This window comes from Tenacibaculum sp. nBUS_03, assembly GCF_051201695.1.
Lineage (GTDB): Bacteria > Bacteroidota > Bacteroidia > Flavobacteriales > Flavobacteriaceae > Polaribacter.
This window is the reverse complement of sequence record NZ_CP179214.1, coordinates 4,084,873-4,107,889: the sequence shown is the minus strand read 5'-3', so window position 1 is coordinate 4,107,889 and position 23,017 is coordinate 4,084,873. Positions and strand designations below refer to the sequence as shown.

Genomic DNA, 23,017 nt, shown 5'->3' with positions numbered 1-23,017 from the left:
TTTTATAAAGTTTTCAAGCTTATTAAACTTTATTCATCTTTCCAATTGAGTCTATCCATCTGACTATACTGCCATGGCGCTCCATTGTTCTCAATATTAGTCATCATCATATTCAACTCTTGAGGTGCTGCTGACTCTTCCATAACTAAATAACGTCGCATCTCCATTATAATTGACAATGGATCTATACCTATAGGACATTCTTGAACGCAAGCATTACAACTAGTACAAGCCCATAACTCTTCTGGTGAAATATAATCGTTTAATAACTGTTTCCCATCATCTTTAAATGTTCCTCCATTTGCATCAATGTTTTTACCGACCTCTTCTAAACGGTCACGAGTATCCATCATTATTTTACGAGGTGATAATTCTTTACCTGTTAAATTCGCAGGACAAGAAGAAGTACATCTTCCACATTCAGTACAAGTGTAGGCATTCATTAATTGTACCCAATTTAAATCGGTTACATCAGAAGCTCCAAACTTTTCAGGGTCACCTTCCTCTTCCCCCTCTTCTGGCATTGCATAAGGGTCTGCATCAGGGTCCATCATCATTTTTACCTCTTTAGTAACAGACGCTACATTGGTAAACTGACCTTTAGGTTTTAAATTTGCAAAATAGGTATTTGGAAATGCCAATAATATGTGTAAGTGTTTTGAATAATATAAATAGTTTAGGAAAATTAAAATCCCTATAATATGTAGCCACCAAGATACTTTTTCTATTGTATGTAATTCTTCATGTGAAAAGCTACTAAACCAAGGTGCTATAAATTGAGAGATTATATTCCCTGCTCCAGCTTCCTGAAACTTAACATCAGTAGCATTCATTATTAAAAACAATGACATTAAAACTATTTCAAAATATAAAATAATGTTACCATCATTTTTCGGCCATCCTTTCATTTCCTTACTCCAGAAACGTTTTACCCTTTCAATATTTCTTCGAAACCAAAAAACAAGAACAGCAACAAGAACTAAAAAAGCTAAAACCTCAAAATTACCAATTAAGAAACCATATACTGCATTTCCGAGTATTGGTTGAAAAACTCGATGTGTTCCAAATAATCCATCGATTACAATTTCAAGCATTTCAATATTGATAAGTATGAACCCCACATATACCACTACATGTAAAATTCCTGAAACTGGTCGACGAACCATTTTATATTGACCTAGTGCTATTTTAGCCATATTTTTCCAACGCTCAGGCTTTCTATCTGTTCTATCAATATCTTTACCCAGTTTAATATTTCTAATCAGCTTTCGAACATTCATTACAAAATATCCTATACCTGCTATTAAAATAATAGCAAAAAAGATGTTTGGCACGTAATTTTCCATGTATTATTTATTAATTTTTATTGATGATTCCAATTGTCGTCTTCAGAGCTATTAGGAGAGAGTCCCAAGACATCTCCTCTTGTTGAAACTCCTAACCCTAAAACCGTTCTATTAGCATAATTAAAATAGCTAATCACTTGGTTTATTTCAAGAATTTCTCCGTCAGTTAACCCTTTCATTCTCATTTCATTTATATCTTCTTCAATTAACGTATTAGGCATTAAAGTTAATTTTTCAGCATACTTCAACCCACTGATATATTTATCATCTAAAACAACCGATGAAAAAGAATTTAACTCAAGTTGTTTTCTTATAGAATCTGACGTATCATCATTTTTTAACAATTTTTTCAATCCTGAAAAATGATGTTCAATACAATAATCACATTTATTCAATATACTAACATAAACCCCTAATGTTTCAAGATACCACTTAGGTAATGTATTATTACTATTATGTAGTACATTTTTATACAATGCCATATGACCAACCATTGTATGAGGTCTTAAGCCATGAATTAACATAATGTTATCTACATTATTATTAGGTCCCGTTACTTTTGAATATAACCTTTTTAATTTTCCTTGCGCTTCATTAAAAGAAATTATTTTTATCCAACTCATTAAAAAGATAGTATTTATTTAGTATTGCTTATATTTTTATTATTATTTTCTTTATTGAATGGCTTCGCTTTTTTCCCAAACAATGAAAAATGCACAAAACGTTTAGGGTTTAATTTTAACTCACGCAACAGTTCCTCCATTTCTTTAGAAGCATTTGTTAAATTAATATACATTTTTTCATCTGTCATTAATTTACCAAGAGTTCCTTTACCATTTTTCACCTTTGATAGTATAACATTTGCACTGGCTAGAACCGTTTCAAGTTTTTTAACTGTTTGAGAAAGATTAGCTTTAGCTAATTCTTCAGATACTTTAGAAAAGTTAGTAGTTATTTTTTTAGCATTAATTAACGTAGAATCTATATTTGAATTATTTCTAATTACTAACTGATTCACTGAAGACAACGTTTTTCTAACATCAGAAATCGTTCCTTCAAGCCCCAAAATACTTCTATTTAAACTCTCTCTAGATTTAACACTAAGCACCTGATTTAAAGCACTCACAAGCGTATCCACCCCTACTAATGTACTTTCTATTTTGGGACTTAATTTTTCACTTAGAGAAGCCATAAAATCAGATTCTATTTTTCCTTTTAAAAAGTCTCCTGATTTTGCTTCTTCACCATCGTAAACTGGTACTATAGCTAAATTTTGCCCCCCCATTAAACCAGCTGAGTAAATCTTAGCTACACTGTTTTTAGAAAATTTAAATTTATTTTTAAGAAAAAATTTAACAACTATTTTTCCTTTTCTATCGGGATTAGAACTAAAATTTATTTCAGCTACTTTACCTACATTTAATCCATTTATGGTCACTAAACTAGTTTGATTTAGGCCATTTACATTATCATATTCAACATAAAAATGTCTTGTATTTGGGCTAAAAAGATCTTGTCCTTTTAAAAAATTATATCCCCATACAAATAATGCTATGATTACTACTGCTACTATTCCTGTTTTTAACTCCTTAGACATCTAACAAATTTATTACAAGCGAAAATAACAATAATTTTGCAGTTATTGTACAGTTTGTACTTAATTTACTTGGTTTTTAATGCTTCTTTTATTGAAATTTTTTTACCTCCTTTGAAGGCTACAACAAAAGCATCTTTATGACCAGCTTTTCTAGCCTCTACTAGAAACTTTTTAACCTCTTGAAAAACAACAGTATTACCGTAATAATATTTATGATAACCATCAATAAACATTGATTTTACGTTCTTTAATCCTTTTAAGTTAAAATTATTTTTTGTGAGTGTTCTTTTAGAAGCTGCAATTTGAACTTTAAACTCTATTAATGCTGTATTCTTCTTTTGTTTTTTTACAGTTACATTTTGAGTTTTAATTTTTACTTTTTTAACGTCCTTCTTTGTTGTTACTATTTTACTCTTTTTAATAACTGATCTTTTACCTACTAACTTCTTCTTTTTAGATACAATTTCTTTTTTAGTTTCTTTTGCAATTAAAGGAGTACTTCCTCCCACTGTGTTTATTTTTAATTGATTTACGTATTTCTTGATTGCCTCAGCAATAGCTTTCGCCATTTTTATTTGTCCCCTTCTTGTATTCAAAAAACGTCCTTCAGCCTTATTTGTTAAAAAACCAAGCTCAACTAAAACGCTAGGCATAATAGTTTCTCTTAATACCAAAAAATTATCTTGCTTTACTTTCCTATCAAACCGTTTTAAATTAGAAAAATTTGTTTGAATATGACTCGCAATAGCCAAACTGTTATCTAAATTTTTTTCTTGTAATACTGATAATCCAATAAGTGACTCAGGAGAATTAGGGTCGTAGTCATAATTCTGTCTATAATTATCCTCGTATAAAATAGATGCATTTTCTCTTTTTGCTATTTGTAGGTTTTTACTATTCCCTTTTAATCCTAACACAAAAGTTCCTGCTCCATGAGCTCTTGCTTTAGAGTATGAATCACAATGAATAGAAACAAATAAATCTGCTTTCTTATTATTTGCTATTTTAGCTCTATTATGTAACTCTACAAACACATCTTTTTTTCGCGTGTAAACAACTTCAATGTCCTTTGCTGTTAGTAACTCTTTACCCACATCTAAAGCAACACGAAGTGCTATATTTTTTTCTCTATACCCATTACCTAAGTTTCCTGGATCTTTACCTCCATGCCCAGCATCAAGAACAACAACATACTTTTTTTGAGCCGTTACTCTTTTAATCCCTGTAAAGAAAGTAATTCCTATAAAAAATATAAAAGTTAAATTTTTGATATTATTTTTGGTGAATTTTAAGATTCTCATCAATAAATTTTAAGTAATTTTGACATTTAAAATTTGTTAACGCAAATAGTAAGCCATATATTTAATTAAACACAAAAATAGTATTTAATATATTGAAAACAAATCTAACTTACATACTTTTAGCTTTCTACCTTTTTTGTTTTCAATCAAGTACCGCTCAAGAATTTGGTAAAAAAGCAATTAGCCCTCAGAAACCAAAGGAACAAAAACAATTAAAAATTTCTAAAGACACCCTTTTTAACATTAAAAAGGATAGTAATTTAAAAAAAATCAAAGATTCCACTGTAACTGACTCAATAAAACCTAAAGAGGTTATTGAAGGTATTATTACTCATGACGCTGAAGATTATACAATACAAAATGCAAAAAACAAAACAGTTACTTTATATAATAATGCTAGAGTTACGTATACTGATATAGACTTAAAAGCTGGTATTATTATATTAGACTATAAGAAAAGTACAGTATATGCTAAAGGGATAAAAGATAGTTTAGGATATCACCAACGCCCCGTTTTTAAACAAGGGAATCAAGAAAGTGAACAGGATTCTATTCTTTTTAATTTTAAAACCAAGAAAGCATTAGTCTATGGCGTTAAAACTGTTCAAAGTGGTATAATTACTTATGGAGAAAAAACCAAACGTGTTAATGACTCAACAATTTATATGCGTAAACTTCGTTTTACAACTTCTAAAAAGAAGAATCCAGATTTTTATATAGCAACTAATAAAGCAAAGCTAGTACCTGGGAAAAAAATTATAGTTGGGGGTAGTAATTTAGTAATAGCAGACGTTCCTACTCCTTTATTCTTGCCATTTGCTTACTTTCCTTTAACAGATAAACGCTCATCTGGATTTATTATTCCTTCCTATGGGGAACGTTCAAACCAAGGTTTCTTTTTGTCTAATGGTGGATATTACTTTGCTTTAAGTGATTATTTTGATTTAACGCTTTTAGGTGACATATACACCAATGGTAGCTGGGGACTTAGTAGTGAATCAAAATATTACTTTCGATATAGATCTAGTGGTAACTTTAATATTAGATTTGAAAATATCATTCAAGGAGTTAGAGGGTTAAGTGGCTATAGTAAACGATCTAATTTTAATATTAGATGGAACCATAGTCAGGATTCAAAATCGAGTCCTAATTCTCGATTTTCTGCTTCTGTAAATGTTGGTAGTAGCCAATATTACAATCAGTCTATTAATGAGATTAACAACTCTCAAAGATTAACAAATACTTTGAGTTCTTCCATATCCTATTTCAAAAACTTTGTTGGTACTCCTTTTAACATGAATGTTACTGCTACTCATTCTCAAAATACCAACAATAATTCTATCACTATGACCCTTCCATCACTACAAGTAAACATGGATAGAATTTATCCTTTCACAGGTAAAGGCGGCTTGAAAGAAAATCCTATTCAAAAAATGGGAGTTAGTTATAGTATGAGCGGAGAATATAGAATTAACACTACTGATTCAGAATTCTTTAAACCTATTATGTTTAAAAAAGCAAATTCTGGTATTCAACACACCGTAAGCACAAACACTAATATCAAAGCTTTCAAATACTTTACCTTATCTCCAAGTGTAAACTATAAGGATGTATGGTACTTTAGAAAAATTAATAAACGATTTGATCCTAACATACGTAATTCAAATGGAAACCTTGGAGCTGTTGTTAACGATACTATAAATGGTTTTAATCGTTTCCACGATTACAATTTTGGCGTCTCAATTTCTACTAATATATATGGAACTTTTAACTTTAAAAAAGGTCGATTAAAAGCTATCAGACATACATTTAGACCTTCTATTTCTTATGGTTATCGTCCTGATTTCGCTAAAGACTACAACTTACAAGTAAAACAGAGTATTGACCCTAACGACTTACTAACATACTCTCCTTTTGAGGGGGGTATTTATGGAACACCTGCTAGTGGATTATCAAATTCAATTGGTATTTCCTTAAATAATGTTTTAGAGGCAAAGGTTGCTCCTAAAGATCTTGACAGTGATGAAGAAGACAAAAAAATAACTATTTTAAACAACTTAAACTTTAGCACAAGTTATAATATTGCAGCTGATAGTTTGCGCTGGAGTCCAGTAACAGCTAGTGCAGGTACTAGACTTTTTAAAGACAAACTAGCAGTAAACCTAAATGCCACATTAAACCCTTACCAAGTAAACAGTAAAGGTGATTTAATTAACAAATTTAATTCTGATATCTTTAGAATTACCAATGTTGGTATTAGTGCTAACTATTCTATTTCCAGTAAAGATTTTGACAAAAAAGAAGAGAAAAAAAATGAAAACAAATCTGGTAATGGTGCTCAAAACACCCCGGATGTGTTTGGTGTAAACAATCCTGCCACCAATGATTTTAGTATAAACCCAAGTAACAGTCAAAACAATTCTAATACTGAAAACACTACAAAAAAAACAAAACTATACAGAGCTAATATACCGTGGAATCTTAACATAGTGTATGCTATAAATTACACTAATAATGGAATTTCAAGCGGCATTGGTAATAATTCATTAATGTTTAGTGGTGATGTAGAATTATCACCTAAATGGAAAGTAGGAATAAATTCTGGATATGATATAAAAAGAAATGCTTTTACTAACACCACGTTAAGATTTGCTAGAGATTTAGATAGTTGGAATTTTAATTTTTCTTGGACTCCTTTTGGTCAATTTGCATCTTACTATTTCTTCATAGGTGTTAAATCATCTGTTTTAAGTGATTTAAAATGGGACAAAAACCAACCACCAGATAGGGTGTTATTTTAAAAACCTCACAATAGATATATATAATTTCATGAAAAAAATAATAAAAACAAGTAAAGCACCAGCTCCTATAGGGCCATATAATCAAGCGGTATTAAGTGGAAACACTTTGTACACATCAGGTCAAGTAGCATTCAACCCAGAAAATGGTGAGTTAGTTTTAGATTCTATCGAATCGGAAACTAAACAGGTAATGGAGAACATGAAAGAAGTACTAACAGCTGCTGAAATGACTTTTGAAAATGTTGTAAAAACGTCTATTTTCATTTCTGACATGAGGAACTTCTCTAAAATTAATGAAGTATATGCTACTTATTTTAATGAAGCAACTGCCCCTGCAAGAGAAACAGTAGAAGTTGCCAATTTACCTAAATATGTAAATGTAGAAATCAGCATGATTGCCATAAAATAAGCTAACTAATAATTAAAACAAAAAAAGTCCTTTGTTATACAAAGGACTTTTTTTGTTTTATATGATACACCCGTCAAAAAGCATTTTTAAAATAAATTATAAGGATGCTGAATACTCTAATAAATCTATTATTTTAGTCGCATAACCAAATTCATTATCATACCATGATATCACTTTAAAAAAATTTTCATTTAGTTCTAAACACGCACCTGCATCAATAACACAAGTTCTAGGCTCAGAAACAAAGTCTTGAGAAACTACTTCATCTTCCGTATACCCAATAATACCTTTAAAACCTTCTTCAGAAGCCTCCTTTAAAACTTTTAAAATTTCTTTTAATGATGTTTCCTTTTCAGTTCTAAAAGTTAAGTCGACTAAAGAAACATCAGCTACAGGAACTCTTACCGCCATTCCTGTTAACTTTCCTTTTAATTCAGGCATTACTTTTGTTACTGCTTTAGCTGCACCAGTGCTAGTAGGTATAATATTATTAACTACAGATCTACCTCTACGCCATTTTTTATTAGGTCCATCAACAACATTTTGAGTTGATGTTGCAGCATGAACAGTAGTCATTAAACCTTCTTTTAAACCAAAATTATCATGAATTACCTTTGTTAAAGGAGCTAAACAATTTGTTGTACATGAAGCGTTAGAAAAAACCACTTCATCATTTGTTAAATCGGTATGATTTACTCCCATAACATACATATTAGCATCTTTTGAAGGAGCAGATATAATCACCTTTTTAGCGCCTCCTTTAATATGTAGCATTGCTTTCTCTCTATCTGTAAAAAAACCTGTTGACTCAACTACATAATCAGCCTTTACCTCATCCCATTTTAAGTTTTCGGGGTTCCTATCAGCAGTTACACGTATTACTTTATCATTAACTATTAAATTTCCATCTTTAACCTCTACTGTTCCATTAAAACGACCATGAACTGAGTCATATTTTAATAAATAAGCTAAATAATCTACATCTAATAAATCATTTATACCTACCACTTCAATATTATCTCTTTGAACAGCAGAACGGAACGCTAACCTTCCTATTCTTCCGAATCCATTAATTCCAATTTTTATCATTCTATTTTATTTATCTACTCACTTATAAACAAAGTGAAAAGTATTTTTAAATTCTTTTACTTTTGACTACTACAAATATAAAGCTTATAAAAATAAAAAAACTGATAGGAGTTAAATTCCTATCAGTTTTTAATAAAAGATTTGGTTATACTTTATAAAGATGCAGAATACTCTACTAAATCAACGATTTTGGTTGAATATCCTATCTCATTATCATACCAAGAAATTATTTTCACAAAATTATCCGATAAAGCTATCCCAGCATTTGCATCAAAAATTGAAGTTCTTGTATCTCCAACAAAATCTTGAGAAACTACCATTTCTTCTGTATATCCTAAAATACCTTTCATTTCATTTTCAGAAGCTTTCAACATTGTTTTTTTTATCTCATTATAACTTGCTTCTTTTTTTAACCTAACAGTTAAATCTACTACTGAAACATCCATTGTTGGTACTCTAAAAGCCATTCCTGTTAATTTTCCAGATAATTCGGGTATTACCTTTCCTACCGCCTTTGCAGCTCCAGTAGATGAAGGTATTATATTGTGCATTGCAGCTCTTCCACCACGCCAATCTTTTAAAGAAGGCCCATCAACAGTTCTCTGAGTTGCAGTTGAAGCATGCACTGTAGTCATTAATCCTTCTTCTATACCAAAATTATCATGTAACACTTTAGCTACTGGAGATAAACAATTAGTTGTACAGGAAGCATTTGAAAAAATTGTATCTGACTTTTTTAATTCTTTATTATTAACTCCCATAACAAACATAGGAGCATCAGGTGACGGGGCTGAAATCACTACCTTTTTAGCACCACCAGTAATATGCATTTTTGCTTTTTCTTTTAATGTAAAAAAACCTGTACTTTCAATAACGTATTCAACATCAACTTCATTCCATTTTAAATTTTCAGGATTACGTTCAGCAGTGGTTCTAATATGATTACCATTAACAATTAATTTATTATCAATAACTTCTACAGTACCGTCAAAATCTCCATGAACTGAATCATATTTAAGCATGTATGCTAAATAATTTACATCTTCAATTAAATCATTGATAGCTACCACTTGTACATTTCTACGTTTTACTGCAGATCTAAATGCTAATCTACCTATTCTACCAAATCCGTTAATCCCTATTTTTATCATAATTTTAATTTAAGTCGTCATAATATCGGAAACTCTCAAGAGTTCCATATCTATATTTTGTATACCTTTTATTGCTTTTTCTAAATCAGTTGCTACTACCTCATTATTTTTTAAACCAACCATTAGGTTTGAATTACCATCAATTAATAACTCCACCGCTTTCACCCCTAACCTACTGGCCAAAACTCTATCAAAACAAGTTGGAGAACCACCACGCTGCATATGTCCAAGAACAGAAACTCTTACCTCATATTCTGGTAAATTATCTTCAACATAATTAGCTAATTGGTAAACATTTTTACCTGATTTATCTCCTTCAGCTACAACTACAATGCTTGATGACTTTCCTGACCTTTTACTCTTCTTAAGAGATTCAAGCATCCTATCGAGTCCTAAATCTTCTTCAGGAATCAATATCTCTTCAGCTCCGGCACCAACTCCAGCGTTTAAAGCTATAAATCCAGCATCTCTTCCCATTACCTCAACAAAAAACAATCGATTATGAGAAGATGCTGTGTCTCTTATTTTATCAATAGCTTCCATTGCTGTATTCAAAGCAGTATCGTACCCTAAAGTATGCGATGTACCATGAATATCGTTATCAATTGTTCCTGGAATACCTATTACAGGAAAATTATACTCCTTGTTAAAAACAACCCCTCCTGTAAATGAGCCATCACCTCCTATCACTACTAATGCATCAATATTATGTTCTAATAAATTTTCGTGAGCCTTTTTTCTCCCTTCAGCAGTCATAAAGTCTTTTGACCTTGCTGACTTTAAAATAGTACCTCCTTTGTGTATAATATTATTTACACTCCTTGCGGTCATCAAAGTGAAATCTCCCTCAATCATTCCTTGATAACCTCTATAAATACCCATACATTCTGTTCTGTAATAAGCACAAGCTCTAACTACAGACCTTATTGCTGCGTTCATTCCTGGAGAATCCCCTCCAGAAGTCATTACTGCTATTTTTTTAATTATTTTTGCCATAAAATTATAATATCAAATCTAGTTGTTTTTTAGAGTACTTCAACAAAAAAAAACGAAACCGTTTTCGAATTTAACTGCTAAAAACTCCCTGTTTCTTGTTAAATATTTAAATATAAATTTAAAAAAGATAAATTAACTTTTCTGATAATTATTCTGTTAAATAAAACATGATTGTTGCTAACATATTTTTTACAACAAGCAAACAGTTAGCAAATATTATTTAACTATTTAAAATCAACATAAAAAATAGCACAAAAAAAACCCTTTATCAAATTATGAAAAAGGGTTGCTTATTTTTTTAAAATAAAACTATTTAATTACTCTTTTAAAATTATTTATTATTTCTTTTACTTTTAGGTTTTGAAAAACTGAAGGATATAATTCTTTAATAATAAAATTATACTCATAATCTATAGCTAACGCATTCTTCAGATGTGTTAAACTGTACTCTTCTTTATCAAGAATCATAAACAAACCACATAAGCGGTATTCAATTTCAGCAAATTCTTTATATATTTTCTTTGCCTTTATCAATACAGCTAAAGCATCATTAAAATCTCCTAAAAACAATAAAATATCAGCTAAAGCTACGTATATTTCAATTTCTATGTCTCCTAAATCTATACATTTATAAAAAGCTTTTACAGCTTCTTCATAAAAATTAAGTTTTAAATTTATATCTCCATACTTCCTCCAATAAAGAGGGTTTCCTTCATCTATTTGTATAGCTTTATTTATATAGTATAAAGATTTAGGATAGTTTTTATTAGTATAGCACGCATTTGTTAACATCATCCATCCTCTATCTAATAAAGGATCTTCATGAACTGCCTTTTTATAAAAATGAATTGCTGTTGATACGTTACCTAATTTTTCATAACATTCACCAATTCTTATATATGCGTATGCTGTTGGGTCATCTAACTCTAATGTTATTAAATAATTATCTATCGCTTCTTCATATTTTTCAAGCTTTTCAAGTGTTTTAGCTTTTTCTAAATACCCGCCTATAAAAGCTTCATCAATAATAACTGCATAATCAAAAGACTCTAAGGCTTTTTCATACATTTTAACCTCAAAATATTGTCTTCCTAATTGGTGCCAAGCTACTTCACTGTATGGATTTATCTCTATATAACTAGTCAAAAATTTAATTGCTTCTTCACAATTTTGTTCCATCTCAAAACAATAGACGATGTTATATAGTGATGAATAATCCTCGTAATCTACATCAATACATTTTGCAAAGTTTAAACGAGCATTTTCATAATCATCTAAATATAAATACTCCATCCCCATCATTGACCATATATCTTCTGGCCCCTCAACATATTCAAGAGATTTTTTTAATACAACAATTGCTTCTTTGTGCTTGTTCTTTTTAGATAAAATGGTTGCTTTCTGAATAAACACTTCATCATTATGGGGTTCTACCGCTTCAATCTCTGCCAATAATTTAATTGCTGATGGTAATTCTCCATCAAAAATCAATAATTCTACTTGCATCAATCTTAATTGAATTGAAGTAGGGTGTTGCTCTAAACCTAACTTCACGGCTTTTTTGGCCAATGAGTGTTTACCTATGTTTAAATAATGTTCTATAATATACTCAAACTCTGTAGCATCGAAAAAATAAACGCTATTTGTTTTTAACATGGATTCAAATTTTGATACAGGCATAGTCTTTTGATTTGAATTATATATAAATTTACAACAACAACAATGCCTAAATACGTTTATTTACTTTTATTGTTAACAAAATAATTAACAATTCTTATTTTCTAAAGAACTAATTTAATAGTGTTTAACATACACGCCTTAGTATATTTATTTATATAACTCTGAATTATCAAAAGCTTTTCAATAAAAAGAGACACCAAATAATTGGATTTATACTATCAAATGTTTACCAGCTTAAAAAGCATTCGTAATAAAATCAAAAGCTACAACACTCTACTATTAATCCTTCTTTGTTTTTAGGAGAAGTATAAGCAATATTATATTGGTAATTTCAAGGCATACAATTAAAACCATTTTAAATAAATCTTTTTCTTAAATATCAAATTCTTTACTAATAAAAGAGATTTTGATTCATGTTTGAGTAAGAAGTACTATAATAGAGTTAGAGAAATAGTCCATTATCTTTTAACCAATGTTACTAAGTTTATTGAATTATCATTAAGTTTTGATTTAAATAAAATAAGTTTTATAAAAATTTAATACAATAAAATCCTAGAATAAATAACATTTACATTTTCAACAGCAATCACGAAACTATAGAGACAATATATGAAGATAATTTTATTGTTTACACAACTAAAAAGTTAAACTTATTTAAAAGAGTCTCGAATAATGTTTAAAGACGACCTTCAAATCAATAGGACATTGACGCTAAAGCCCTATGAAAATAACATTTATTTTAGAAAAACTTATACCCTAATAATAAAGAACTGATAATAAAACCCCTTGTGTAAAAAAAATCATTTGGTAATATTAAATCTATTGATGATTTATTTAGCTGAATTTCAAAAATATTTAGTACGTAACTAAACACAAAAATAATATTTGTAAAGACTATTCATTTATACTGATATTCGATAATTATCGATTACTTCAAGAACACAATAATAAAAGTTGGTACCATAAAAAAGAATGCAACTATAACCTAGAGAGTGGAAAGAAAAAATATAACCAGTTAAAAGCAAAGTTAACCTCATAAACAATCAAATTTGAATGATTCAATTATTTTCCTATATTTGAGTGAACTAAATATTCAAACGAATAAATATAATTTTCAAACAAAAAATCATGAGTAAATTTGACGAAAAAGTAGAATTGTATAAAAAATTTATGGACGATAGAGATATACGTTCAAATACAGATTTATTAAAAGCGGTTACAAAAGGATTAGGTCCTTCTATCTATAAAAAAGATGCAGAAACAGTATCTGGATCTGACTCAAAAGAACTAGAAACAGTCAAGAAAAACTTCTTAATAAAAAAATTAGGTTTAGCTGATGGTCCAAAATTAGACGAAGCAATCAATGAGGTTATGGAAAGAATTGGAAAATCTGAAAGAAATAAATACCGTGCTGTAGTATACTACATGTTAACAAAGAAATTTGATAAAGAATCTGTTTACGGGATGTAACATATTTTCTTTTTAAAAAATAGATCCTGCGTTAGTATTAATGCAGGATTTTTTTATTTTAGCCCGTTACAAACAACTAATTACTATGTCACAATTTATTAGCGTTTTTGATATGTTAAAAATTGGTGTAGGCCCTTCAAGCTCACACACTTTAGGTCCATGGAGAGCAGCTCAACAATGGATTCAAAAACTAAAAAAAGACAAACTTATTGAAACCATTTCCTCAATAAAAGTTGATCTTTACGGGTCTTTGTCTTTAACTGGTAAAGGACATGCTACTGATTTAGCTGTACTATTAGGTTTAAGCGGAACTGACCCAGAGTATATTCCTATCGACAATATAGAGCACATTATCTCTAAAATAAAAGAAACAAACACTCTTAATTTCAACGCAGAAAAAGACCTAAGCTTCTCTTTTGACCAAGTTGTTTTTAATAAAGACTTCCTTCCATTCCACTCTAATGGACTAACTTTCAAAGCTTTCTCTAAAGAAAATATTGAAATATCTAGTGAAACCTATTACTCTATAGGCGGAGGCTTTGTTATTCAAGAAGAAGTTAAAACTTCAACTACCACAGAGATTAATAAGCAGAATTTTCCTTTTCCTATAAATAGGGCATCTAAACTAGAAGACTATTGTAATTCAAAAAACAAAAAAATATCTGAAATCGTTTTACAAAACGAATTAGTTTTAAAAACTGAAGAAGAAATTGACTCTGAGTTATTGCGCATTTGGAATACAATGCTTGAGTGTATGTATATTGGATGTCATACTAAAGGGACATTACCTGGAGGGTTAAATGTAAAAAGAAGAGCCTTTGAAACTCACAAAAAATTAATTAAAGAAGCGACATACTCTAATAAAGAAGAATGGGTTACTGCCATAAGAAGTACTGAAGTTAAATTTCGAGAAATTTTAAAATGGGTAAGCTGTTGTGCACTAGCCGTAAATGAAGTTAATGCCTCTTTAGGAAGAGTTGTTACAGCTCCCACAAATGGAAGCGCAGGAGTAATTCCTTCAGTTTTAATGTACTATTTAGTTATAGAAAACCATGATGCTAACTTTGAACATATCAAAAAATTTTTACTAGTTGCAGGTGAAATTGGTAGTGTGTTTAAGAAAAATGCTACAATATCTGCAGCAATGGGAGGTTGCCAAGCCGAAATTGGAGTTTCCTCTGCAATGGCCGCAGGTGCACTTACTGAACTTTTAGGAGGTACTCCTTCTCAATGTTTAGTAGCTGCAGAAATAGCTATGGAACATCACCTTGGTTTAACTTGTGATCCAATTGGTGGTTTAGTTCAAATTCCTTGTATTGAGCGTAATGCAATGGGCGCTATAAAAGCAATTAATGCTGCTGAATTAGCCTTAGAAACAGACCCTAAAGACTCTTTAGTTCCTTTAGATAAGGTTATAGACACTATGTGGGAAACTGCAAAAGATATGAATAGAAATTACAAGGAGACTTCTGAAGGAGGTTTAGCGATAACAGTTGGTTTGGCAGACTGCTAATCTTTCTAGAGAAAAAAACAACCATTAATAATAAGCTATTTTAAGTTTTTTAAATTACAAAAGCACATGGGTATTAATACCCATGTGCTAAAAGAACTACTCCCCTGTTTGCTGAACAGCTAAATTGTATATAACTAAACCAAAGCCTATTTTATTTACGGCATCACCTATATTGTAAATAACATCCATACTCAGACCATTTAAGCCATCATACCAACCTGGTGTACCTGCCATATATCCTAACGGATAAATAGCCCAACCAACCAAAACAAACCAACATAAAGCTTTGTGAGCACTCAGTACAGAACCACCAGCTTTTATTGCAAGTTTTTTTGCATTACCAAACCAAATATCATACGCTATCGCAAAATAAGCTAAACCAGATATAAGACCCCATAATTGAGCATTCGACCTATCAACCGCCTCACCTATATAACCAGTTATCAACATTACTACTGATAGAAAAATCAAACGCCACATTAATGACTTTTTCGCGCCTGCAATTTTCAAGATTAAATAAAACTCAACACACATTAAAGGAACGGTCAAAATCCAATCAACATACCTAAAAAAGGTTGGAGAATCTTGGTATGCTCCCCAATAGTCTCTCATGTACCAATAGTGAACAGCTGCTATAAAAGTTATCAATCCAGACACTAAAATAGAAAGCCTCCATTTTTTATCAAAAGAACTCATTGATAAGAAGAAAAATACCGATGCGGCCATCATTGCCATACATCCGACAAAAAAAGTAAAACCTACATAATCGTCAGTTGCGATTTTACCAATTGTAAAAAAATTAATTAAGTAATTCATAATATTAAATATTTTGTTTAACAAAAACTAGATTAAGTTAAACAAAGTTAATAAAAAAATTGTAACTTTACTATAAATAAATTAGATAAATGTCAAAAAATCAACACTATAAAATATTTATAAGCATATTTTTTTTATGGTTATTTATGTTTATCCCTAATCAAACTGTAGTAATAATATCCTATTTTTCAGTTATGACTTTAGGCATATATCATGGTAGTAACGATATTCAATTAATTAAAAAACTTAATAAAAACAATAGTTCTAACTTATTGCTGGTAACTACTTACATAGTCATTCTCTTTATATCCATTATTCTATTCATTTTCTCAAAAACAATAACATTTATTGCTTTCATAACTTTAAGTTCTTATCATTTCGGAGAACAACATTTACACAAAAAAAAAATAAACAGAAAACAAATAGAAGTTTGGATGTATTCATTTCATGGCCTTTTTATTTTCTCTCTATTATTTATTAATAAATATGAGGAAGTTATCAGTATTTCGTCAGAACTTTTCAGACTTAATTTACATCCAAATATATTTAAAACCTTCACTATTGTGAGTGGATGCTTTTACTTTACAACTTTATTCGTGAATTATTACAAAAGCGGAGATTATAGTACTATCTTTGAAGAAATTATATACTCTGTATTCTTTTTTATTTTTTTTAAAGCAAGTTCACTTATTGTGGGATTTAGCTTATATTTCATCATATGGCATAGTATTCCTTCTATTTATGACCAAATACTTTTTCTCCATAAAAAAATTTCAAAATCAACCTTAAAGCTATATCTTAAAAAATCCTTTGCACTATGGCTACTAAGCTTAATATCTGTATATTTCATCTACTATTTTTTTGGAAATAGTTACCTTTTTGAAAGTATTGTATTTGGAGTTTTATTTGCAATTTCAACTCCTCATATTTTTGTAATGCTATTTATGAATTTGATAAAAAAGAAATAATATACAAGTAAAGTTTTATTTGTACTTTAAAGTTCTATCACATACAAAAAAAATACCCTGTTTAGGGTACTTTTTTTTATCTTGTAAAAACTAAATCACTATTTGTAGACATTTCCTCAGAGAAACCATAGCCATCAACATTAAAACCTTTCAATTGCTCTATAGTTTCTATATCATTCTCAATAATATAACGAACCATTAAACCTCTTGCCTTTTTTGCATACGTCATGATGATTTTATACTGGCCATTTTTAAAATCTTTAAAAACTGGAGTTATCAAAGGTACTTTCAACACCTTTTTTGGAAGCGCTTTAAAATACTCAGAACTTGCCAAGTTTATTAAAACTTCTTCGTCTTTAAGTTCTTCATTTAACGATTTTGCTAATTGGTCATCCCAAAATTTATACAGGTTATCAGCACTACCTACTTTTAACTTAGTTCCCATTTCTAATCTATACGGCTGAATCAAATCAAGAGGTCTTAACAAACCGTATAATCCAGACAATATTCTTAATTTATCTTGTAAGACAGAAACTTTGCTCTCAGGTAAATTAACAACATCTATACCTCTAAAAACTTCTCCAGTAAAAGCATAAATAGCCTGCTTAGCGTTATCCAAAGTAAAAGGAAGACTCCATGCTTGATTTCTTTCATAATTTAATGTTGCCAAATCATCAGAAATTTTCATTAACTCAGATAATTTTTTCTTAGATAATGTTTTTAATTTAGTATTTAATACTTCTGACCTATCTGCAAACCTAGGCTCGGTATGCAAGCTAGTAGTTGCTTTAGTTTCAAAATCTAACGATTTAGCTGGTGATATTATAATTTTCATTGGTAACTATCTTTTTATAATTTTTAAAAATATAAAGGTTTACAAAATAATGATGCCTTTTTAAGTAATTTAATTCTATTCTCACATCATTAAAACTTATCTACCCATGAACACTTAAACCGTCATAAGCTAAAAAAACATTATTAGGTAGCTCTTTCTCTGCCTCTTCATGAAACCCTAAAAGTTCACTAATGTGAGTTAAATAAGCTTTTTTGGGGTTTACCTCCTCTATAAATGCTAATGCTTCGTCAATATTAAAATGCGTTGCATGAGGCTCTTTTCTTAAGCCAGTTACTATTAAAACATCTAAACTTTTAAGCTTTTCTTTTTCTTCCTTTGAAACAGTTTTAACATCTGTTATGTAAGCTATATCATTAAAACGATATCCTAAAATAGGTAAACTACCATGTAAAACTTCTACAGGATTAACAGCAACTCCATTTAATTCAAATTCTTTTTTATGTGAAACTGGTATTACTTCGACTGTTGGAGCGCTAGGATACTTATTTTCAGTCGCAAAGACGTAATCGTATCTTTTTTGCAAAGCTTTGAGTACTCTATCAGTTACGTATATAGGTACTTTACCCATTCGAAATCCAAAAGGTCTTATATCATCAAAACCAGCAATATGATCAGAATGTTCATGTGTAAATAATATTCCATTTATCGACTCAACACCTTCCCGAATCATTTGTTGTCGAAAATCTGGTCCACAATCAATAATATAGTTAACATTATCCCATGAAAGCATTATAGAAGACCTTAATCTTTTATCTCTAGGATCTTTTGAAAACGCTACAGGATGATTACTTGAAATCATAGGAACTCCTGTAGAAGTGCCTGTTCCTAAAAAAGTTACTTTTATTTGTTTTTTTTTGCTCATGTGTAACACAAAAATACAATAAAAATTGACTGATAGTTTCAATTTTCAGTACATTTGCGTCACGTAACAAAAAATAACGAAATGGCAATTACGTTAAAGGGAGATCAAAAAATAAATCCAGTACAAACTACTAAAACCAAAGCTTTAAAAATCAATTTAAACGCCCATATTTATGGTACGTTTGCAGAAATTGGAGCAGGACAAGAGACCGTTCGAAATTTTTTCAGAGCTGGTGGTGCATCTGGTACAATTGCAAAGGCTATGAGTGCATATGACAAAGATTTCTCTGATGCCATTTATGGCATTGAAAAAGATAATCGATACGTTACTGAAGCTAGGTTAAAAAAGATGCTTAGGCATGAAATGGATTTAATTGAAGAACGTTTAGATCGCCAAAAACATCCTGACAAACTTTTTTTTAGTTATGCTAATACAGTAGCAACTATAAATTTTTCAAAAAAATTTAAAGGACATGGTTGGGTTGGAATTCGTTTTCAACTTGATCCTCTAGAAGACTATAATGAAATTGTTTTACATTTACGTTTTAAAGAAACCGATGCTAGATTACAACAAGAAACCTTAGGGGTTTTAGGGGTAAATCTTGTTTATGGTGCTTTTTATTTAAATGACAACCCTAAAGAACTTCTTAAATCTTTTTATGACAACATAGATAAAGATCGTTTGGAGATAGATATGATAAACTTTTCTGGACCTAGATTCATGTATGTTGATAATCGATTAATGAGCTTACAACTAGTTAAGAACGGTATGACCAATGCCGTAATGTTTGACTCTGATGGTAATAATTTATTACCTGCTCAAGTATTATATAAACGTAACATTCTTGCTTTACGTGGTAGTTTCAGACCAGTTACTAAAGTAAATATGGACATGTTTGAGAAATCTAAGGAACTCTTTTTAGCTGAAAAGAAGGTTGACCCTGAAAAAACTCAAATAATTTTTGAAATAACTTTAAGTAATCTTAAAGCTGAAGGAAAAATTAATGAGCGAGATTTTCTAGACAGAGCTGAATTATTGTGTTCTCTTGGTCAAAACGTAATGATTACTGATTATCAAGAATATTTCAAATTAGTTGAATATTTTAGTGAATTTACTAAAGAGCGCATGGCTTTAGCTATGGGAGTAAACAATCTAATTCAAATTTTTGACGAGAAGTACTACCGTAGTTTAAGTGGTGGAATTCTGGAAGCATTTGGTAAACTTTTTTATAGAGATTTAAAAGTTTACATGTATCCATACAAAGAAGAAGAATCAGGTGAATATATAACAAGCGAAAACTTGAAAGTTCATCCAAGAGTAAAAGAACTTTATAAGTTTTTCAAATCAAACGGTAAACTAGTAGACATTAAAGGTTTTAACCCTGAAATTTTAAGTATTTTTTCCCGTAAAGTTCTTAAAATGATTAAAGATGATGAAGAAGGCTGGCAAGAAATGTTACCTAAAGGTGTTTCAGAAACTATTAAGGAAAAACGCTTATTTGGATTTTTCAAAAAAAGAAAATAATTTTTACATTTAAGTTAAACCTTTTAATAAATTTATAGTCTAACAGCTAAACTAAATTAGTTGACTGACGAGATAACATTTATTAATCAACTACAGGATGCCTCTACTAAAGAGATTGCGTTCAAAATTTTAATATCTGAATATAAAGAACGTTTATATTGGCACATTCGTAAAATTGTTTTAATTCACGATGATGCTGATGATGTTTTGCAAAATACTTTTATTAAAGTTTTTAAAAATATTGATTCATTTAAAGGAGACAGTAAGTTATTTTCTTGGATGTACAGAATAGCTACTAATGAAGCCATAACTTATATAAACAAAAAAGCAAAAAGTAAAAATGTTGATATAAATGATTATCAACAACAATTAACCTCTAATTTAAATGGTGATTACTGGTTTAATGGTGATGAAATTCAAATAATTCTGCAAAAAGCTATTGCTACACTTCCTCAGCAACAGCAATTGATTTTTAACATGAAATATTTTGATAGCATGAAATACAGTCAAATCTCAGAAATTTTAAACTTAAGTATTGGTGGTCTTAAAGCCTCATATCATCATGCTGTAAAAAAAATTGAGACGTATATTAAAAATAGTCATTAAACCTTTTTACATAAAGTAAGTCCAATAAATATGAACAATAACATAAAGGATAGTATAAAATACATATCTAACCAAACCAAGAAGGTTAATGGTTTTACTGTTCCTAAGAATTATTTTGAAAATTTTGAAGAAAAAATACTCATTGAGAGCTATGCTTCTTTTAATAAAAAGAGTCCTTTTAAAACACCTGATAACTACTTTGATAATTTAGAAGACTCAATTATAAATAAAATAACTGCCATTGAGAAACAACCAAAGAGTAAAGTTATATCATTCTATAAAAAAACAATACAACTTATACCTACAGCAGTGGCTGCTTGTATTCTTCTTTTTGTAAGTTATACTTATTTTAATTTTAATACAACTAATGAAATTATTGATTTTAACAATATAACTGCAGCTGAAATCGAGGAATGGTATGAAAATGGATATTTAACTACTAATGAAGAAGACCTGTCAGTAGCTATTAATTCAACTAATTTAAATTTTGAAGAAGACATCCTTACTTCAATTAATTTAAATAATGACAATCTAGAAGAATACTTAAACACCATTGAAGACAGTACAATTTTTAATGAAATAGAATAAAAATGAAAAAACAAACATTATTTATCGTTATATTTTTTCTTTTTTCTAGCTTCTATTTGCAAGCTCAATTAAAAAGAAAGAAACAAAGTAAAATACTAGCATATAAAATTGCATATATAACTGAAAAACTTAATTTAACTGAAGATGAAGCTCAACAGTTTTGGCCTATATATAATGATTACAGCAAAAAAATGAGACAACTTCATAGAGAAGAGCGATACAAAATAAAAAAACGTATTTCAAAAAATGGCGATATTAAGAATATCTCAGAAAAAGATGCTAAAGAAATATTAGCAAGAATAAAATCAATCAATAAAAAGAAAACTGCTTTAAAAGATGTGTTTTTTGATAAAATATCATCATTCCTTTCCTATAAAAAATCATTAACACTTGAAATCGCTGAACACGAATTTAAATGGAAAATAATGAAAAAGCTACACCATAATAAAAGAAAAGAACGTTAATGTTTAGGCATAAACACTTCTAATAATTCTGATTTTTCAGAAGAAGTAATAACAAAATCTTTTAAACAAGCAGGAACCATAATCGTTTCCCCCATTGTTAGTTTTTCTATTTGGTTTTTGTAGGTAAAAGTTACATTTCCTGCAACACACATATAAATCACAAAACTATCTTTTTCGTAATGATTTATAGAAAACTCTCCTTTTACAGGCAATACATTAGTGGTAAAATAAACACAAGAAACAACTTTAGTCGCTTCATTTTGTTTTTTTTCATAATTAGTTTTATATGAAACTTGTGATTTGTAGTTTATAACTTCTAAAGCTTTATCGGTATGTAATTCCCTATAGCTACCATCTTTATCTTTTCTATCCCAATCAAAAATTCTATAGGTTATATCAGATGTTTGTTGTATTTCAGCGATTAAAACTCCACCACCTATGGCATGGACTCTACCAGGTGGAATAAAATATACGTCACCTTTAGAAACTTCATCTATATTTAAAATTTCTAATAATGATTTATTCTTTAAATGATATAAATACTCTTCCTCATTAGAATCTTTTTGAAAACCAACAATAATGTTTGACTTTTCATCAGCTTGCATTACATACCACATTTCTGTTTTACCAAAAGAATCATGCCTCTGTTTAGCCATATTATCATTTGGATGTAATTGCACACTCAATACCTCTTTAGCATCAATATATTTAATTAGTAAAGGGAAATCATCTTTAAAATCTTTATAAACACTATTACCAACTAAACTACTTTTATAGCTCTTCAAAAGTTCTTTTAAAGTAGTACCAACAAACTCACCATTACTTACTACAGATTCATCTCCTCTTACATCAGAAATCTCCCAACTTTCACCAATAGAACTTTCTTCCGTTTTTTTGTTTAAAACAGTTTTTAATTTCTCTCCTCCCCATATTTTTTGTTTTAATATAGGTTTAAATCTAAGTAATTGGTCTATCATATA

Annotated in this window: 21 protein-coding genes; 9 read left to right on the top strand and 12 right to left on the bottom strand. The window is 29.6% G+C overall.

What is annotated here, in order from left to right; translation table 11 throughout:
• Window positions 1-29: 29 nt before the first annotated feature.
• The 4 genes from ACMFBB_RS18730 to ACMFBB_RS18715 form a co-directional block, all read right to left on the bottom strand.
• Entirely contained in the window at window positions 30-1,346 is a 1,317-nt protein-coding gene (locus ACMFBB_RS18730) for a 4Fe-4S dicluster domain-containing protein (RefSeq protein ID WP_435262256.1), read from the bottom strand.
• Window positions 1,347-1,363: 17 nt separating this feature from the next.
• Window positions 1,364-1,969, bottom strand: a complete 606-nt coding sequence (locus ACMFBB_RS18725) for a carboxymuconolactone decarboxylase family protein (protein WP_435262255.1) — start codon at window positions 1,967-1,969, stop codon at window positions 1,364-1,366.
• Window positions 1,970-1,983: 14 nt separating this feature from the next.
• Window positions 1,984-2,943 (bottom strand): MlaD family protein, encoded by a 960-nt coding sequence (locus tag ACMFBB_RS18720; RefSeq protein WP_435262254.1) that lies wholly within the window; start codon window positions 2,941-2,943, stop codon window positions 1,984-1,986.
• Between the two features lie 65 nt (window positions 2,944-3,008).
• The gene (locus tag ACMFBB_RS18715) at window positions 3,009-4,244 is read right to left on the bottom strand and encodes an N-acetylmuramoyl-L-alanine amidase family protein (protein ID WP_435262253.1); all 1,236 of its coding nucleotides are present in this window, start codon (window positions 4,242-4,244) and stop codon (window positions 3,009-3,011) included.
• 92 nt (window positions 4,245-4,336) lie between these two features.
• Here ACMFBB_RS18715 and ACMFBB_RS18710 point away from each other — a divergent pair, with 92 nt between their 5' ends.
• Both ACMFBB_RS18710 and ACMFBB_RS18705 read left to right on the top strand, forming a co-directional pair.
• Window positions 4,337-7,045: a putative LPS assembly protein LptD gene (locus tag ACMFBB_RS18710; RefSeq protein WP_435262252.1), complete on the top strand. Its 2,709-nt coding sequence runs from the start codon at window positions 4,337-4,339 to the stop codon at window positions 7,043-7,045.
• Between the two features lie 28 nt (window positions 7,046-7,073).
• Window positions 7,074-7,454 (top strand): Rid family detoxifying hydrolase, encoded by a 381-nt coding sequence (locus ACMFBB_RS18705; protein ID WP_435262251.1) that lies wholly within the window; start codon window positions 7,074-7,076, stop codon window positions 7,452-7,454.
• 96 nt (window positions 7,455-7,550) lie between these two features.
• On the opposite strand, the gene gap (ACMFBB_RS18700) is transcribed toward ACMFBB_RS18705, so the two are convergent.
• The 4 genes from gap (ACMFBB_RS18700) to ACMFBB_RS18685 all read right to left on the bottom strand — a co-directional run bounded on the left by gap (ACMFBB_RS18700) (window position 7,551) and on the right by ACMFBB_RS18685 (window position 12,370).
• Window positions 7,551-8,543 (bottom strand): type I glyceraldehyde-3-phosphate dehydrogenase, encoded by a 993-nt coding sequence (gap, locus tag ACMFBB_RS18700; RefSeq protein WP_435262250.1) that lies wholly within the window; start codon window positions 8,541-8,543, stop codon window positions 7,551-7,553.
• A gap of 152 nt (window positions 8,544-8,695) precedes the next feature.
• Window positions 8,696-9,694: a type I glyceraldehyde-3-phosphate dehydrogenase gene (gene gap, locus ACMFBB_RS18695; protein ID WP_435262249.1), complete on the bottom strand. Its 999-nt coding sequence runs from the start codon at window positions 9,692-9,694 to the stop codon at window positions 8,696-8,698.
• A gap of 9 nt (window positions 9,695-9,703) precedes the next feature.
• Window positions 9,704-10,690 (bottom strand): 6-phosphofructokinase, encoded by a 987-nt coding sequence (pfkA, locus tag ACMFBB_RS18690; RefSeq protein WP_435262248.1) that lies wholly within the window; start codon window positions 10,688-10,690, stop codon window positions 9,704-9,706.
• A 309-nt stretch (window positions 10,691-10,999) separates the two neighbouring features.
• The gene (locus ACMFBB_RS18685; protein ID WP_435262247.1) at window positions 11,000-12,370 is read right to left on the bottom strand and encodes a tetratricopeptide repeat protein; all 1,371 of its coding nucleotides are present in this window, start codon (window positions 12,368-12,370) and stop codon (window positions 11,000-11,002) included.
• Window positions 12,371-13,498: 1,128 nt separating this feature from the next.
• Here ACMFBB_RS18685 and ACMFBB_RS18680 point away from each other — a divergent pair.
• Window positions 13,499-13,840: a DUF2853 family protein gene (locus tag ACMFBB_RS18680; protein ID WP_435262246.1), complete on the top strand. Its 342-nt coding sequence runs from the start codon at window positions 13,499-13,501 to the stop codon at window positions 13,838-13,840.
• A gap of 85 nt (window positions 13,841-13,925) precedes the next feature.
• Window positions 13,926-15,353, top strand: coding sequence for an L-serine ammonia-lyase (locus ACMFBB_RS18675; RefSeq protein ID WP_435262245.1), 1,428 nt, complete (start codon window positions 13,926-13,928; stop codon window positions 15,351-15,353).
• A gap of 96 nt (window positions 15,354-15,449) precedes the next feature.
• Here ACMFBB_RS18675 and ACMFBB_RS18670 read toward each other — a convergent pair whose 3' ends face one another.
• Complete coding sequence (locus ACMFBB_RS18670) at window positions 15,450-16,169, bottom strand: bacteriorhodopsin-like (protein ID WP_435262244.1); 720 nt, start codon at window positions 16,167-16,169, stop codon at window positions 15,450-15,452.
• An 89-nt stretch (window positions 16,170-16,258) separates the two neighbouring features.
• Between ACMFBB_RS18670 and ACMFBB_RS18665 the strand changes: the two genes are divergently transcribed.
• Window positions 16,259-17,137 (top strand): Brp/Blh family beta-carotene 15,15'-dioxygenase, encoded by an 879-nt coding sequence (locus tag ACMFBB_RS18665; protein ID WP_435262243.1) that lies wholly within the window; start codon window positions 16,259-16,261, stop codon window positions 17,135-17,137.
• A 76-nt stretch (window positions 17,138-17,213) separates the two neighbouring features.
• Here ACMFBB_RS18665 and yaaA read toward each other — a convergent pair whose 3' ends face one another.
• Window positions 17,214-17,972 carry a peroxide stress protein YaaA gene (yaaA, locus tag ACMFBB_RS18660; RefSeq protein WP_435262242.1) on the bottom strand — a complete coding sequence of 253 codons (759 nt, stop codon included), beginning with the start codon at window positions 17,970-17,972 and terminating at the stop codon, window positions 17,214-17,216.
• A 100-nt stretch (window positions 17,973-18,072) separates the two neighbouring features.
• A complete protein-coding gene (locus ACMFBB_RS18655) occupies window positions 18,073-18,855 on the bottom strand; it encodes an MBL fold metallo-hydrolase (RefSeq protein ID WP_435262241.1) in 783 nt (260 codons plus the stop codon).
• 81 nt (window positions 18,856-18,936) lie between these two features.
• On the opposite strand from ACMFBB_RS18655, the gene ACMFBB_RS18650 reads away from it, so the two are divergent.
• From ACMFBB_RS18650 to ACMFBB_RS18635, 4 genes are read left to right on the top strand one after another with little or no spacing between them, the layout of a single operon-like run.
• Window positions 18,937-20,379, top strand: coding sequence for a TonB-dependent receptor (locus ACMFBB_RS18650; RefSeq protein ID WP_435262240.1), 1,443 nt, complete (start codon window positions 18,937-18,939; stop codon window positions 20,377-20,379).
• Between the two features lie 60 nt (window positions 20,380-20,439).
• Complete coding sequence (locus ACMFBB_RS18645; RefSeq protein ID WP_435262239.1) at window positions 20,440-20,985, top strand: RNA polymerase sigma factor; 546 nt, start codon at window positions 20,440-20,442, stop codon at window positions 20,983-20,985.
• A gap of 30 nt (window positions 20,986-21,015) precedes the next feature.
• On the top strand, window positions 21,016-21,573 hold the full coding sequence (locus ACMFBB_RS18640) for a hypothetical protein (protein ID WP_435262238.1): 558 nt from the start codon (window positions 21,016-21,018) through the stop codon (window positions 21,571-21,573).
• A gap of 2 nt (window positions 21,574-21,575) precedes the next feature.
• Entirely contained in the window at window positions 21,576-22,037 is a 462-nt protein-coding gene (locus ACMFBB_RS18635; RefSeq protein ID WP_435262237.1) for a hypothetical protein, read from the top strand.
• Here the strand turns inward: ACMFBB_RS18635 and ACMFBB_RS18630 are convergent.
• Window positions 22,034-23,014 carry a type I phosphomannose isomerase catalytic subunit gene (locus tag ACMFBB_RS18630; RefSeq protein ID WP_435262236.1) on the bottom strand — a complete coding sequence of 327 codons (981 nt, stop codon included), beginning with the start codon at window positions 23,012-23,014 and terminating at the stop codon, window positions 22,034-22,036. The two genes, ACMFBB_RS18635 and ACMFBB_RS18630, sit on opposite strands and share 4 nt — an antisense overlap.
• Between the last annotated feature and the right edge of the window lie 3 nt (window positions 23,015-23,017).